Source organism: Spirosoma spitsbergense DSM 19989 (assembly GCF_000374085.1).
GTDB classification, from domain to species: domain Bacteria; phylum Bacteroidota; class Bacteroidia; order Cytophagales; family Spirosomataceae; genus Spirosoma; species Spirosoma spitsbergense.
The window spans coordinates 1-13,799 of record NZ_KB893424.1 but is presented as its reverse complement, the minus strand read 5'-3'; the positions used below and the strand labels follow the sequence as shown (position 1 = coordinate 13,799).

Annotated in this window: 14 protein-coding genes; 5 read left to right on the top strand and 9 right to left on the bottom strand. The window is 53.8% G+C overall.

The genetic code is table 11. The annotated features are described in order from the left end of the window. Positions 1-8: 8 nt before the first annotated feature. The 5 genes from B157_RS40030 to B157_RS0106130 form a co-directional block, all read right to left on the bottom strand. A complete protein-coding gene (locus tag B157_RS40030) occupies positions 9-638 on the bottom strand; it encodes an IS66 family transposase (RefSeq protein WP_020602492.1) in 630 nt (209 codons plus the stop codon). Beyond that, on the bottom strand, positions 635-1,420 hold the full coding sequence (locus B157_RS40025) for an IS66 family transposase (protein ID WP_020602491.1): 786 nt from the start codon (positions 1,418-1,420) through the stop codon (positions 635-637). The genes B157_RS40030 and B157_RS40025 overlap by 4 nt, the downstream gene beginning before the upstream one ends. Positions 1,421-1,554: 134 nt before the next feature. Beyond that, positions 1,555-2,814 (bottom strand): MFS transporter, encoded by a 1,260-nt coding sequence (locus tag B157_RS0106140; protein WP_020602490.1) that lies wholly within the window; start codon positions 2,812-2,814, stop codon positions 1,555-1,557. An 81-nt stretch (positions 2,815-2,895) separates the two neighbouring features. Further along, positions 2,896-3,714: an alpha/beta hydrolase gene (locus B157_RS0106135; RefSeq protein WP_020602489.1), complete on the bottom strand. Its 819-nt coding sequence runs from the start codon at positions 3,712-3,714 to the stop codon at positions 2,896-2,898. After that, a complete protein-coding gene (locus tag B157_RS0106130; protein ID WP_020602488.1) occupies positions 3,714-4,817 on the bottom strand; it encodes an alcohol dehydrogenase catalytic domain-containing protein in 1,104 nt (367 codons plus the stop codon). Before B157_RS0106130 ends, B157_RS0106135 begins: the two co-directional genes overlap by 1 nt. A 169-nt stretch (positions 4,818-4,986) precedes the next feature. Between B157_RS0106130 and B157_RS0106125 the strand changes: the two genes are divergently transcribed. The 5 genes from B157_RS0106125 (at position 4,987) to B157_RS0106105 (ending at position 11,369) form a co-directional block, all read left to right on the top strand. After that, a complete protein-coding gene (locus B157_RS0106125) occupies positions 4,987-6,978 on the top strand; it encodes a glycoside hydrolase family 127 protein (protein WP_020602487.1) in 1,992 nt (663 codons plus the stop codon). Between the two features lie 115 nt (positions 6,979-7,093). Further along, positions 7,094-8,020 carry a S1/P1 nuclease gene (locus B157_RS0106120; protein ID WP_026308528.1) on the top strand — a complete coding sequence of 309 codons (927 nt, stop codon included), beginning with the start codon at positions 7,094-7,096 and terminating at the stop codon, positions 8,018-8,020. Between the two features lie 121 nt (positions 8,021-8,141). Further along, positions 8,142-9,572: a leucine-rich repeat domain-containing protein gene (locus tag B157_RS0106115; RefSeq protein WP_020602485.1), complete on the top strand. Its 1,431-nt coding sequence runs from the start codon at positions 8,142-8,144 to the stop codon at positions 9,570-9,572. Positions 9,573-9,690: 118 nt separating this feature from the next. Further along, positions 9,691-10,656, top strand: coding sequence for an EamA family transporter (locus tag B157_RS0106110; protein WP_020602484.1), 966 nt, complete (start codon positions 9,691-9,693; stop codon positions 10,654-10,656). Between the two features lie 92 nt (positions 10,657-10,748). Next, entirely contained in the window at positions 10,749-11,369 is a 621-nt protein-coding gene (locus B157_RS0106105; protein WP_020602483.1) for a DJ-1/PfpI family protein, read from the top strand. 128 nt (positions 11,370-11,497) lie between these two features. Here the strand turns inward: B157_RS0106105 and B157_RS0106100 are convergent, their stop codons facing one another. The 4 genes from B157_RS0106100 to tnpA form a co-directional block, all read right to left on the bottom strand. Beyond that, entirely contained in the window at positions 11,498-11,941 is a 444-nt protein-coding gene (locus tag B157_RS0106100; protein ID WP_020602482.1) for a putative toxin-antitoxin system toxin component, PIN family, read from the bottom strand. Beyond that, complete coding sequence (locus B157_RS0106095) at positions 11,934-12,155, bottom strand: hypothetical protein (RefSeq protein WP_020602481.1); 222 nt, start codon at positions 12,153-12,155, stop codon at positions 11,934-11,936. Before B157_RS0106095 ends, B157_RS0106100 begins: the two co-directional genes overlap by 8 nt. A gap of 66 nt (positions 12,156-12,221) precedes the next feature. Then, on the bottom strand, positions 12,222-12,986 hold the full coding sequence (locus B157_RS0106090; protein WP_020602480.1) for an SDR family NAD(P)-dependent oxidoreductase: 765 nt from the start codon (positions 12,984-12,986) through the stop codon (positions 12,222-12,224). A gap of 119 nt (positions 12,987-13,105) precedes the next feature. Continuing rightward, positions 13,106-13,528, bottom strand: a complete 423-nt coding sequence (gene tnpA / locus B157_RS0106085; RefSeq protein WP_020602479.1) for an IS200/IS605 family transposase — start codon at positions 13,526-13,528, stop codon at positions 13,106-13,108. Positions 13,529-13,799 lie beyond the last annotated feature (271 nt).

The window sequence follows — 13,799 nt, the reverse complement described above, 5'->3', positions numbered from 1 at the left end:
GTAACTGTTTAGGTAGCCCAATGGAAGCCACCCGTGAGAACGTCGGCTAATGTATCGACTACGTTCCGCTCCTGCTTGCGCATCGTGGAGATAAACCCAGAAATACGGGCGTACAGAGCCGCCCCAGCCGCCGACCGAAAACAACCGCTTACCCGCTGTTTTACTTTAACCCCACGCAGATCCCGTTCCGCTTGGTTATTGGTAAACGGCACACCTTCCTCAAACCGGGTCGCCGGAGCGGGCAAAGCCAGCACCGCGTCCTGATGTAGAATCAGCCGATCCAATAGATTGCGGCCTTTGCTGCGGTTGGTCCGGCCCGTCGTGCCGTTGGCCTTGAAAAATACCAGCGGCACGAGTTCCTCCTCGTCAGCCTGCTCACAGACTTGTCTGTGGCAGGCTCGCCAATGAACCGCTTCCCGACGCCCAATCGGACCCTGCCGACTGGCTTTGTAAGCATCCAGCAAAAAGCGATGCATCTGTCTGGCCCAGATAGAGCCGCTCTCCATCAGACCCGCCAGTTCCCGCAACAGATGCGCTCCGCAGAGTGCGTGACGCCCCTTGCCCACACTGAAATACGATTTCCAGCAGTCATGAACGGTCCAGTTGAGACAATCACCGAAGATGCTTTGCGCATTCAAAAGCGCTCATTACCCCGTTTGGGATGGATAAACAGATGCGTGTAGCTCTGGTTGCTGGCCACATGTAGCCAGTGGAGCTTGCCCGCCACCCGTACACCTGTTTCATCTACGTGGCATACGTGAGCGGCTTTAAGTTGCTCTTTGATCTGCTCTTCAATGGGGGCTAACTGCTCACCAAGCGTGGTTTGTGTGCTGATTAAGGTAGCCGGGTTGTAGGCGTAGCCGGTCAGGTCAGCCCAGAGCTGTTTTACTTTGGCAAAGGGAATGCGGTAGTCCACATTGAGCAACACGCTTTGGGCCTGAATGCCCGGTCCATACTGCACCGGGGCCGCTACGTCGGCGGGAAACTGGCCACTCGCTTCACAGCCACAAGTACACTGGTGGGCAATAAGTTGATGTTCCTCGACCCACAGGCGGGGAGCGGGCAAATCAAACACCTGCCGCTTGCTCACGACGCACCCTGGGCCGTCAAGGGCTAAGCCACACTGGTGGCAGTGGGTGGCCTGATGGGTGTGAATCAGATTGGGCGTCTCGACCATATGGAGCGTATTGCCTGTATGTCCGGTCTGTCCGCCTACTTTTTTACCGCCCTGTTTGGGTAAAGCAGGCTTGATGATGGGCTTTTTGGCGAGTCCATCGGTGGAGGGTGGTTTATTTGAATTGGCTGAGTTTTGCGCCAGCCGTGCCATCAGGTCAGCAATCACTGCTTTGAGGGTAGCGATTTCTTCCTGTTGTGCCAGAATCAGGGCTTTGAGTTGGGCTATATCGTCGGTCTCTACCACGAATAAGTCTGTGCAAATTGCGTACCTAAACAGTTACCTATTATTTATCGCTGGTTTCAGTAAAAATCCGTTCAATCCGTATCATCCGTGTTCCATTTCTTTTTTACAAGGAAGCCCTGCCTAATACACTATACTTATTCCATAACCTCCGACCTGGGACGAATCCAGAACAGGATAGCGGCACACACCACCATCAGGACGGCCGCAACCTGAAACAGAATACTCACGTCGATGTGCCGGTCTCTAAGCATACCACCCGCGTAAATGCCCAACCCGCCCACCAGGCAACTGAACAAGTTAAGAATACCGTAGCCCGTGGCCCGGTACCGCTCATCCGTAACCAGGCAGAGAATGGGCATCATGTTGGCATCGCTGAACATGCGGGTGAGGGCATACACCACAAAGCCGATGATAGCAATTGGCAATATAGTTGTTACGCTGGCCAGAAAGACGCTGGGTGCTGCGATTAACAGGCCAATGGCGGGCAGCAGCAACCGGGCCCGGGTATTGGTTCGGCTCCAGCGGTCGGCCAAAGCGCCCCCCAGCAATACCCCGATCAGGGCCGTAATTTGTACATAACCGGTGGCGTACAAACCCGCTTCGGCCTGCGACAGTCGAAAGTGTTCCTGGTAATACGTAGGCAACCAGCCGATGACAAGCCAGCCCACCATCCCCAGAAACCCCCAGAAGAACAGGGCCAGCACGAATCCCCCCCGACTGAATAAGCTTTTCACTGCCGATGCGAAGTGAACGCTGTCTTTTGATGTGTTCGGAACGGCAGACGCCCGGCTTGACGAGGGAGCCTCTTTCAAAAAGAAAACCAGCACCAGGGCATACATGATACCCACGATGCCAAAAATCCGAAAGGGACTGTTCCAGGTGTTGTCCTGCGCCAGCCAGCCGCCTACGAAGCCCAGGCTTTGCCCCAGCATCATCCCGCCAATGTGGATGCCCGTTGCCAGCGAGCGGGTGCTCCCCCGGTGGTAATCGACAATCAGGGCCAGGGCGGCCGGAATGTAGCAGGCCTCACTAACCCCCATCAACAGGCGCGTTACCAGTAACTCGCCGAACGTATTGGAATAGGCGGTCAGCAGCGTAACAGCCGACCAGACAAAGAGACTGCCGATAATGACCCGGCTTCGGCTGAACCGGTCCGCCAGAAAACCCGCCATGGGGCTCAGTAGTCCGTACGTCCACAAAAACACCGCCGTTAGCAACCCAAACTGCGTATCGGTCATGGGAATAGCGTCCACAATGGAGCTGCGCATGGTGGTAATCATGACCCGGTCGAGGTAGTTCAGCATGCCCACCACGAACAGTAGTGCCACCACCAGCCAGGCACGCGACAGTAAGCTGGGTTCGGCAGTGGTAGTGACGGATTGGGCGGGGCTCATAAAACGGGTTTCAATATTTTTTTTGCCTGATAGTCGGTAAATGGATCGACTAACTGGTTGACCGTTAATCAGCCCATAAAATTACGCCATGCATCGATTAAAAAACAGCAGCGCGTCGGTCAGGTGTTGCTGCCAGTACGGCCACTCGTGCCCACCCGGATGTTCGGCGTACTGATGCGGAATACGCTGCTCTGTCAATGCCCGGTGTAAGGTTCGATTGTGTTCGATGAGCAAGTCGTTCGTGCCGCAGTCGAACTGAATGCGTGGTAACCGGTCCCTATTTTTCACCATCAGAGCGAGTACCGATTCATCAACGGGTTCCGGTTGCCTGTATTCGTGAAGCGGCTCTTCCACAAAAAGCGGCAGCTGATTCAGGTCGGTAATGGACGACAGCCCATGCACTGCCTGGAACTGGTCAGGATATTTAGCTGCCAGTCGCAACGCACCGAATCCGCCCATCGATAAACCCGCAATAAACTGTTGAGCCGGGAAACCGGCCAGTTTGTTTTCGGGCAGCGCTGCGGCCACCGCTCTCGGTACATCGTCGATAATCCAGCGTTCAAAATTGCGGGCGTTGTGCGGCAGGTAGCCACTGCCGTCCCCCCAGAGCCCGTCGGAAGGCATGGCCAGTATCATGGGCTTTATTTGCCCCGTTCGTACCAGCTGATCGGCGGTTCGGTGGGCACCGCCTTTCATCGACCAGCACCAGTGACTGCCGTACACGCCGTGCAAAAGTATTACGAGCGGCAACGGTTCCGGTCCTATTAACTCAGGGGCAGGTAGCCAGACAGTGATGTCTCCTCTACCCGCCAGATTGGCGGTTTTCACCGTGATGTAGCGCAACCCGTCGTATTCGTAGGCCGGGTCGGAAATTGCGATGGTTCGAAAAGCGTTATTCATCAGAAAACAAGTACACCTTTGGCGTTGCGCCCGTTGAGCATATCGTCGAAAGCTTCGTTTAGCTGGTGCAGCCCATAGGTACGGGTCACCAGTTCATCCAGCATTAAGTCGCCTTTCTGGTAGAGATTCAACAGAATGGGAATGTCAATTTCCGGGCGGCACTTCCCGTACAGTGGATTCATGTATAGTTTATCCCACTCGAAGAGGGTCATGTCGATGCTGATCTCCTGCTCGATACCACTCACCTGACAGGCAACCCCAGCGTTCCGAACCATGGCCAGCGGCACCGCCCCCAGTTCGGGAATGGCCGTGCATTCAAACGCATAATCGGCTCCCCGGCCACCCGTGAGCTGTTTTACGGCGATGACCGACTGCGTCAGGCCCGTGTCGGCCCGGTCGGCCAGCAGGGTGTGGGTGGCGCCGTACCGGGTGGCCATTGCCAGTCGGTCGGGGTTCACGTCTACGGCGATGATCATCCCGGCACCGGCGATGCGGGCGCCCTGAATCACATTCAGCCCCACGCCCCCCGTCCCCACCACCACCACCGACCGACCCGGCTTCACCTTTGCCGCATTGATGACTGAACCCACGCCCGTCATGACGCCACAGCCCACAATGGCGGCTGATGGGAAGGGAACAGGAACGTTCGTTTTTACCACAGCCGCTTCCCGCACAACGGTAGCTCCCGACATGGTACCTAAGCTAAACGACCGTTCGATGGGTTGCCCTTTGTAGGTCGTACGCTCCCGGGCGGCATGCCCGCCGCTGGCTTTATTACCGGCCGTAACCGGTGAGTTGATTTCGCAGATGTGCTGATTTCCTTCCAGGCACTGGAAGCAGTAACCGCAGGGGATGGCCCAGTTGAGGATAACCGCATCACCCGGCTTCACCTTCCGAACCAGCGGCCCAACGCTCCGAACGATGCCCGCGCCTTCGTGCCCCATCACGAGGGGCTTGCCCCAAGACAGCGAATCGTAGTCCGTGTGGCAGATACCAGCGGCTTTCAGGTCAACCAGCACTTCGTCGCCCTGCGGCTCGTTCACCTCGATTATGTCAATCACAAAACGTCCGTCTCCGGTGGCAATGGCGGCTTCAACCTGCATTGGTTTGTAGTGGCTTTAGATTTTCGGTTCAGGGGTTGAAAGAATGAATCCCTTCGAAAACAAAGGGCAGCTCTAAAACTTCCTACTTAGCCCTATTCTGTTGGAAAAGTCGCACCCATAGCGTATAAATAATCCTAACCAGACTTTATTGACTTTAGCTTTTCCGTGTATGTCAACAACTATGAAGCCATTCCCGCTCACCGTCGCTCTATTCACGATTGCCGTGCTACCCACCCAGGCACAGTTACTGGTTCAGCGATTTGAACCCGTCCGGTTTTCGGAGGTGACCATTACCGACCAGTTCTGGAAACCCAAAATGGACAAGGTAGCCACGGCAACGCTGAACGCCTGCATTGTGCAGACCGAAGACAAAACGGGGCGCATCCGCAACTTCGAAAAAGTGGCCCGGAAACTAAACGGAGCGACAGATAATATTACCCACGAAGGTATTTATTACGACGACAGCGATGTGTACAAAGCCCTTGAAGCGATGGCCTACTCGCTCAAAAACCACCCCGATGCCGCCATCGAGCAAAAAGCCGATGCCTGGATTGATAAGATTGCGGCTGCCCAGTTACCCGACGGCTACCTGAACACCTACTATACCCTGACGGGCCTCGACAACCGCTGGACCGATATGGAAAAGCACGAAGATTACTGCGCCGGTCACCTCATGGAAGCTGCCGTGGCGTATTACAATACAACCGGCAAACGGAAACTGCTGGACGTAGCCATTCGCTTAGCCGACCACATCGACTCCACCTTTCGGGTGCCCAACCGGCACTGGGTGAGTGGCCACCAGGAAATTGAACTGGCCCTGATGCGACTCTATCACCAGACAAATCAGGACCGCTACCTCAAACTGGCCGACTGGTTTCTGCAGCAACGCGGGCATGGCTACGGCAAGGGGAAGATCTGGGACCAGTGGAAAGATCCCAAATACTGCCAGGACGACGTACCGGTGAAAGACCAGAAAGAAATTACCGGTCATGCCGTGCGGGCCATGTACCAGTACACGGGTGCCGCCGACGTAGCAGCCGCCACCAACGACCCCGGCTACCTCGGTGCCATGACCAACGTTTGGGAAGATGTGGTTTACCGGAACATGTACCTCACGGGCGGCATTGGTTCGTCGGGTCAGAACGAAGGGTTTTCGACCGATTTTGACCTGCCCAACGCATCGGCCTATTGCGAAACCTGCGCGTCGGTGGGCATGGTGTTCTGGAATCAGCGGATGAACCTGCTCACCGGCGAAAGCAAATACATCGACGTGCTGGAACGGAGCCTGTACAACGGCGCCCTGGATGGCCTGAGCCTGAGTGGCGACCGGTTTTTCTACGGCAACCCGCTGTCGTCGGTGGGTAACAATGCCCGCAGCGAGTGGTTTGGTACGGCCTGCTGCCCCTCCAACATTGCCCGGCTGGTCGCTTCGCTGGGGGATTATGTCTATGGCCATTCAGAGCAGGGCATCTGGGTCAATCTGTTCGTGGCCAGCAACACGACCATCCCGATGGGAAAAACGTCGGTACCCCTCCAGGTAGAAACGAATTATCCCTGGGAAGGCGACGTAAAAATCACGGTTGATCCCGCCAGAAAAGTAGCTTACGCCCTGCATGTCCGCATCCCCGGCTGGGCCGAAAACGTACCCGTACCGGGTAAACTGTACCGGTTTACCGACACGGACGCGGCAAAGCCGGAAGTCCGGCTCAACGGAAAACCCGTCCGCTACCAGACCGAAAAAGGGTACGTCGTACTTGACCGCACCTGGCAAAAGGGGGATGTTGTGGAGGTTAAGTTACCCATGCCCGTTCGTCAGGTAGCCGCCCGGCCGGACGTTAAAGCCGATAAGGACCGGATTGCCCTGCAACGCGGCCCACTGGTGTACTGCGTGGAAGGGGCCGATAACGAAGGGCGGGCCTGGAATATGCTGGTACCCGCCAACGCTACCTTCACGACGAAGCCCTACCAGGTACTGAACGAAGCCGTAGTAGCCATTCAGGCCAATGTCACGGTTGTAGAACCAGCCTCCGATGGTTTATCAGTGCAGATAAAACCAAAAACCATTAAGGCTATCCCCTACTATACCTGGGCCAATCGCGGAAAAAGCCCCATGCAGGTCTGGTTGCCCAGCCGAATTAAGGAAGTGAAAATTACCGATTGATTCGGAGCCGGGTAATCATTTCTTACCAATTTTCCAGAAACCTATGGTATCATCAGCCAGTAATAGCGGTATAGCAACGCTGCTAAAACCGGCAGGGGTACTCTTCAACTATACTATGAACCGCATAACACTAATACTATCCCTCTTGCTGGCAGCAGGCTCGTACACCTGCTCCTTCGCCTGGAACAAAGCTACCCACATGGTTATCGGTGCGATAGCTTACCGCGACCTACGTTCCTCCTCGCCCCGGACGGCTGCCCGTGTCGTAACCATCCTCAAACAACACCCGGACTACGCTATTCGCTGGGCCGACAAACTCAACGATCCGGCACTGTCCGGGGAGGAACGCGATGAATACCTGTTTATGCTGGCAGCCCGGTGGCCGGACGATATTCGCGGTAAAGACAACCCCTACGACCATCCGACCTGGCACTACGTCAATTTTATCTATGCACCCGATCAGGGGATAGTGAGAAGCGATTCCACACTGGCCACCGGCGAGAACATCCTGCAAGCCTACGAGCAGAACCAGCAGGTGCTGCGCAGTAATGCCCCCGACAGTGCCAAAGCCATTGCCCTCTGCTGGCTGTTCCACCTGACGGGTGACGTAACGATGCCGCTCCATACAACTGCGCTCATCAACAGCCAGTTTCCCGATGGCGACCAGGGAGGGAATAAGTTCAAGATTCGGGTAACGTCCGATGACAAAACGATCAACCTGCACAGTTTCTGGGACGGGATGCTATTGGGGGATGATGACTATACTTCGGCGCGGAACCTGGCCATTCAGGAGCGTAAAGCCATTGACCGGAAACAGTTGCCACAGCTCTGTGAAACGGGTGTCACCGCCTGGGCCAGAGAAAGTTTTCAATTAGCGCAGGACAATGCCTATCGGAGCCACACGCTGACCACCGGTACCGATCAGGAGGGGGCGGTGCTACCCGCCGACTATGTGGCCACCGTGAAGCCAATAGCCATGCGTCAGGTGGCACTGGCCGGATACCGGCTGGCCGATGAGTTGGCGGCCGACGTGGGAAACTAAAGGACAGGACCCGAAACAGCCAGAATCCGATACTATGCTGCCCGGCTACAGGTAACTCCCTGTTTTTTATTTGCTTCTTTAACTATAAAATTCGTTGTTTACCTAGCAAATACGTTACACCATGAAAAAGCACCTGTTTTTCGTATTGTTTGGGTTGATGGCCATGTCGGGTTGGGCGCAGGACCGTATCATTTTACTGCGCGACACTACCCGCCTGGGGATTTCGGTTGCCGAACTGGAAAAGAAATACCCGCCCGCCTTTGCCATGAAAGCAGGGCAAACGGGCATTTTTGAGCGACATGGAAACTTATTTCTTGACACCGTACGGGTTCGACAACAGCAGTTTTTTACGTACGCTGAGCGTAAAAAGAAACAACTGCCGGTAGTGGGCATTACGGTCGAAACGAAAGAATTCATTCGTCCCGACGGCACGTATGACCGGGTATTTTGTGAATTTTCGGGAAAAGAACTGAGCGATGATCAGGAAGGGAAACTGCTGCAGTTTATGGCCGAGTGGTACGGGCAGCACCCGTTCCCAATTAAAACCAGCACGGGCTTTTCCTGGAGCGGTATGACAACGCTGGGTTCGCTGCCCCAGAAACGCACGACTCGAAAAAGACCGGGTATCATCAGCACCATCGAAGCCGCCAACCAAACGACCCGGCCCGACACGGTAAAAATGCTGGCGTTCAATCAACTCGACTTATCCTCCGTACCGGAAGTGGTCTATCGGTTTCCGAACCTTGAGGAATTAGACCTGTCGAAGAACAACCTGCACGAGCTGCCCGCCCGGTTGACGGCGGCTATTCCTACCCTGACGAAACTGAGCGTCCTGTACAATATCATCCCTAACGACAGTATTTTCTTCACCCGTAACAAACACCTTCGGTCGCTAAATCTACAGGGCAACAAACTGACCAAAATTCCCGCATCGGTTCGGGCAAACCGTCGGTTGGAGAGCCTGTGGATGGGGTATAACCAGCTAACGGCGCTAACGAATCAGTCCTTTCGGGGATTACGACGACTCAATGACCTGAACCTTTATAGTGCAGGACTAACACAATTACCCAAAGCAGCCAGCCGGATGAAGCGGTTGAAAGTACTGGACCTGTACTACAATAAATTCACCCGGTTGCCGCCCCCCGTGTGTCGACTAAAACGGCTGGAACAGTTGGCCATCTCCCACAATGACCTGAGCGAGTTTCCCGCATCGATAGCTAAAATGCACCGTTTACGGGTTCTGTTTGCGCACCACAACCGCATTGGTCGCCTTCCCGATTCGTTCCGGCAATTACAACAACTCCGCACCCTGGACCTGAGTTACAACTGGTTCACCGTAGTGCCCGATTTACTGAGTTCACTGCCCACTCTGGAAGAACTTGACCTGAATAACAATAATTTACAGGAGTTTCCTGATGTACTACTCGCCATGAAAAACCTAAAGCGGGTACATGTGGGCAGCAATCCCCTTTTCGGACGGGAAGCCATGAGCAGTCCCTATGCACCCAAGATTAAACAACTGGAAGCGAACAAAACGCAGGTCACTTACTAACCAAATAAAATTCTGCCGAGAATTTTCATAACCAATCGTAGAGCGGGTAAAAAAAACGGCTGTCATCGGAGAAAAATACAATAATTTTGTGTTCCTCAAGCGTCTGTCAGTTAGCTGTATGCAAGCCGTTATTTCACCCGTTTCTACTACGCCCGTCCCAAATCGTGTTACGTTATGGGCAGCCTTGCTTTCCGTTTATATTCTCTGGGGATCAACCTATCTGTTTATTCACTTCATGACCGAACGGATGCCCCCCCTGTACATGGCATCGATTCGGTACATCATAGCGGGTACGCTGCTGTACAGCTATGCCCGCCTGACGGGTACACCCCGTGCTACCAGGGTTCAGTGGAAATCGGCGGGTATCATCGGAGTGCTGTTGCTCACCATTGCCAACGGCTGTTTAACGGCTGGTATTCAATACATTCCAACGGGCATGGCCGCTTTACTAGGTGGCCTGCTACCCGTGTTTCTACTGTCGCTGAACTGGGTTTCTTTTGGGAAACAGCGGCCTACGAACCTGGCCCTCGCTGGCTTGGTACTAGGGTTGGTTGGTATTTATTTCCTGATCAAACCCGATAAACTGCACGGTGCAGGCGGTATACATGCCAACCTGATTGGTACGGGCCTGATTGCGTTCGGGAATCTTTCCTGGGCCGTCGGCACCCTGCTGACACCCCGACTGACCTTGCCGTCGGGTATTCTATCGAGTGGCATTCAGATGCTGGTGGGCGGATTTGTTCTGCTGCTGTTCAGTCTGGCCGTAGAACCGGTAGTTCCCTGGAGTATTGTTTACGCCCCGACCAAGGCCCTCGGAGCGGTGCTGTACCTGGTTATTTTCGGGAGTATCATCGGGTTTTCGTCCTACTCCTGGTTAGCCCGGAATGCTCCTCCCCAACTCCTTTCGACCTACGCGTTCGTAAACCCCGTAGTGGCTGTCATGCTGGGCACGCTGTTTGCCGGTGAAGTCTTCTCCAGTCAGTCATTCATGGGAGCGGCTATTGCACTGGTAGGTGTGGTGTTGATTACATTAGGCAAAGAGCGAATTGGAACGCCCAACCGGGGCAAAAGAGTGAAAGCGTGAAAGCCATGCGCTATCAGTTATCTGTTAGCTGTTACGCACCCGGATTCACACATTCGCTCATTCATAATTGACTCATTCACTCGTTGAAAAAGATGCGTACCGTTGCCATTCTCCTTTTCGATGCGATTGAAGTGCTCGACTTTGCCGGGCCGTTTGAGGTGTTTGGGGTAGCGGGCCGGAGTACCGGCCAAACCCGTTTCAGCGAACCGCCGTTTACCGTTTTTACCGTGGCGGAAAATACGCCGGTCAGTGCCCGCAATGGCTTATCAATAAACCCCACGTACCGGCTCGATAACCACCCCAAAGCCGATATTATTGTTGTACCGGGCGGGGGTGGCTTTCATCCTGACGGAACACCGTTTGGCTCACGCCGGGAAATGAACAACCCTGTCGTGTTGAACTGGGTGCGTCAGTCCGCCGAAAGCGCGGAACTGGTGCTGTCGGTTTGTACGGGTTCGTTCGTACTGGGCAAGGCCGGTTTGCTCGACGGGCTGGCCGCTACCACGCACTTTATGGCTATCGACGGGATGCGCCAGGCAGCACCCAACACGGAAATCCGTCCGGCAGAACGGTATGTCGACAACGGAAAAATCATTACATCGGCGGGTATTTCGGCGGGCATTGACATGTCGCTGTATGTAGTGGGACGACTGTTGGGCAAGGATGTAGCGGACGAAACGGCCCGATACATGCAGTACGATTACTGGCAGTAACCGGACCAGCCAGCTATTGAGTTTGCCCGGTCAAACCGGCGGAACACCCACACTCGTTCAGCCCCCATCCACCAGACCTGCTACTAGTATAATACAACGCATACAGGAGCAGAAAACGCGTAAAGCACTTAGTAGTTTAGTTTCACCAGGTTGGGCAGGATGGATAAAAAATCAGCGAATCGTGTGATTTTTGTCGGTCCGTATCGATCAAGTATAAGCAGGTCTGGGTCGCCGGTCAGGAGATAATCAGCACGAGCATCGCGGCATAAACTTAGCAGGTAAAAATCATTCGCATCCCTTCCTTTTTTTACCGACGACGTTATAAATACCTTCAGACTCAGGCCAATGAATTGATTCAGGAAATCAACTATAACGGTGTCTGTAATTCCTTTTTCCTGAAAATAAGGGTGGGTGGGCAATGCGTTTACTTCTTCCAATAATTCATCAGCGTAGCAGATGTCAATTTTTTCGGCCACGTCTATAATCTGAATAAACTGGTTACGAGTTTGTCCGCCAAGCAACACACTTGCCAGCAAGTTCGGGTCAATGACTACCCGTGGCTTATCATTCATTTCGGTGCGCCCGAATGTCGTTTATACTCCGATTAACATCCTCCTGGCTATAATCTTGCCGGTTGGGTAAATCAGTCAATAGTGATTTCATCGCCCGCACCGCTTCCTGCTTCGTTGGTTTAGGGATTAATTCAACAAAATCCAGGCTACGCAGATACGTTAGCAGGGCTTCAGCCTGTGGCTCGTCGTCAACTTTCAGCACATATTCGCTCATGAGTATTTTTGCGTTAATATGATCAAAAATACACTTTTCCTTTCTATTCGAGGACCGCAGGAGTGATTAAACCGGCGGAATCCCCACACTCGTCCAGCCCCCATCCACCACCAGACTCTGACCGGTTATATGTCGGGATGCGGGTGACACAAGAAATAGCGCAGCATTGGCAATATCCTCTACCGTTGCCGGTCGTCCCATCGGCGTAATCCGCGACCAGATGGGAATGTAGGTTGGATCATCCAGCGTGCGTTCGGTCAGGGTAGCACCGGGGGCAATAGCATTCACTGTAATGCCGAGGGGCGAAAAATCAATGACCAGTTGTTTGGCTAGCATCTCCAGCCCCGCTTTGGTCATGCTGTACACCGGCAACCCCGGATGCCCTAAATGCCCCACCACCGACGACATAAACAGCACACTCCCTCCCTTTCTCTGCGCCCGCATTTGTCGGGCGGCTGTCTGCGCCAGAAAAAAGCTGCCCCGCAGGTTCAGGTCTACAATTTTCTGAAACGATTCCGGCGTCGTCGTAAAAATATCGCCGAAGATGGTGATCCCCGCATTAGCGATGGCAATATCGACCGAACCAAACCGGCTCACGGCCGTATCGACCATCCGCTGAATAAACGGAACGTCGGAGGCATCGCCGGGCATTGCCTCGCACATACCACCGGCCTGCTGAATGGTTGCGGCTGCGTTTTCGGCCAGTTGTTCGTCATGGTCATTGAGTAAAACAGTTGCCCCCTGTTGGGCCAACGCTTTGGCGATGGCGAAACCAATACCGATGCCGGCTCCCGTAATAATGGCTGTCTTATTAGTAAAATCTGTATTCATAGAATTGCTTGGTCAATTCGGCAGAACCGTTTTATTGCATCGCTTTGCGTTCCGCGTCGTTCCATCAACGGGCGATTTAAATCGTCCGTTGATGGAACGACGCGGAACGTGATGGTACTTTATTCCTGGGCGTAGAGGGTGAATTTCTGCAATTCTTCATCCAGCGTTCTGGCAGCGTGATGTTGCTCCTGGTTGAAAATGTAGTGCGTCACTCGCGGAACATCCTGCGGACTAACTGAAATGGCACCATAACCATCCTGCCAGGTAAACAGGTCGTCAAGTAACTTTTCTTCATTTATCCATCTTGACGATTCTCCTTTAATCGCTTTAACTACCGTTGAAACAGCCTGCGTAGCTTTCAGTGCGATCAGACAGTGTAGATGATCGTCAATTCCATTGACGATGCATATGTTGATGTCATTTTCCATTGCCTTTACCCGGATATGATCAAGCAGACTGTACCGCATGTCTCTATGTAAAACTGGTTCCCGGTATTTTGTGGTCCAGATCAGGTGAACGTATAACGCGATATAATTGCCCATGTGGTGCTGGAATATTGTGGTTACCGTTCGGTAAATGGACGTCAAGTCCGGTTGTTCCGCCGTTCCGTAAGCGGGCGATTTATTGATTTGAATTAATTAACCGCCGAACCAACAATCGCTTTTTCGCCCATGCTGACCACCCCCAACCCCCTCCTAAAACAGGAGGGGACTTGAAAAAGGGAACCCTTCAGCGTAGCCCCCTCCTGTTTTAGGAGGGGGTTGGGGGTGGTCGCAATCCGGCGGTTATTTACGTCAAATCAATAAATCGCCC

Coding starts and splice junctions, on each gene's coding strand:
- B157_RS0106140 (WP_020602490.1), bottom strand. CDS start 2,814: ATGAGCCCCGCCCAATCCGTCACTACCACTGCCGAACCCAGCTTACTG.
- B157_RS0106135 (WP_020602489.1), bottom strand. CDS start 3,714: ATGAATAACGCTTTTCGAACCATCGCAATTTCCGACCCGGCCTACGAA.
- B157_RS0106130 (WP_020602488.1), bottom strand. CDS start 4,817: ATGCAGGTTGAAGCCGCCATTGCCACCGGAGACGGACGTTTTGTGATT.
- B157_RS0106125 (WP_020602487.1), top strand. CDS start 4,987: ATGTCAACAACTATGAAGCCATTCCCGCTCACCGTCGCTCTATTCACG.
- B157_RS0106120 (WP_026308528.1), top strand. CDS start 7,094: ATGAACCGCATAACACTAATACTATCCCTCTTGCTGGCAGCAGGCTCG.
- B157_RS0106115 (WP_020602485.1), top strand. CDS start 8,142: ATGAAAAAGCACCTGTTTTTCGTATTGTTTGGGTTGATGGCCATGTCG.
- B157_RS0106110 (WP_020602484.1), top strand. CDS start 9,691: ATGCAAGCCGTTATTTCACCCGTTTCTACTACGCCCGTCCCAAATCGT.
- B157_RS0106105 (WP_020602483.1), top strand. CDS start 10,749: ATGCGTACCGTTGCCATTCTCCTTTTCGATGCGATTGAAGTGCTCGAC.
- B157_RS0106100 (WP_020602482.1), bottom strand. CDS start 11,941: ATGAATGATAAGCCACGGGTAGTCATTGACCCGAACTTGCTGGCAAGT.
- B157_RS0106095 (WP_020602481.1), bottom strand. CDS start 12,155: ATGAGCGAATATGTGCTGAAAGTTGACGACGAGCCACAGGCTGAAGCC.
- B157_RS0106090 (WP_020602480.1), bottom strand. CDS start 12,986: ATGAATACAGATTTTACTAATAAGACAGCCATTATTACGGGAGCCGGC.
- tnpA (WP_020602479.1), bottom strand. CDS start 13,528: ATGGGCAATTATATCGCGTTATACGTTCACCTGATCTGGACCACAAAA.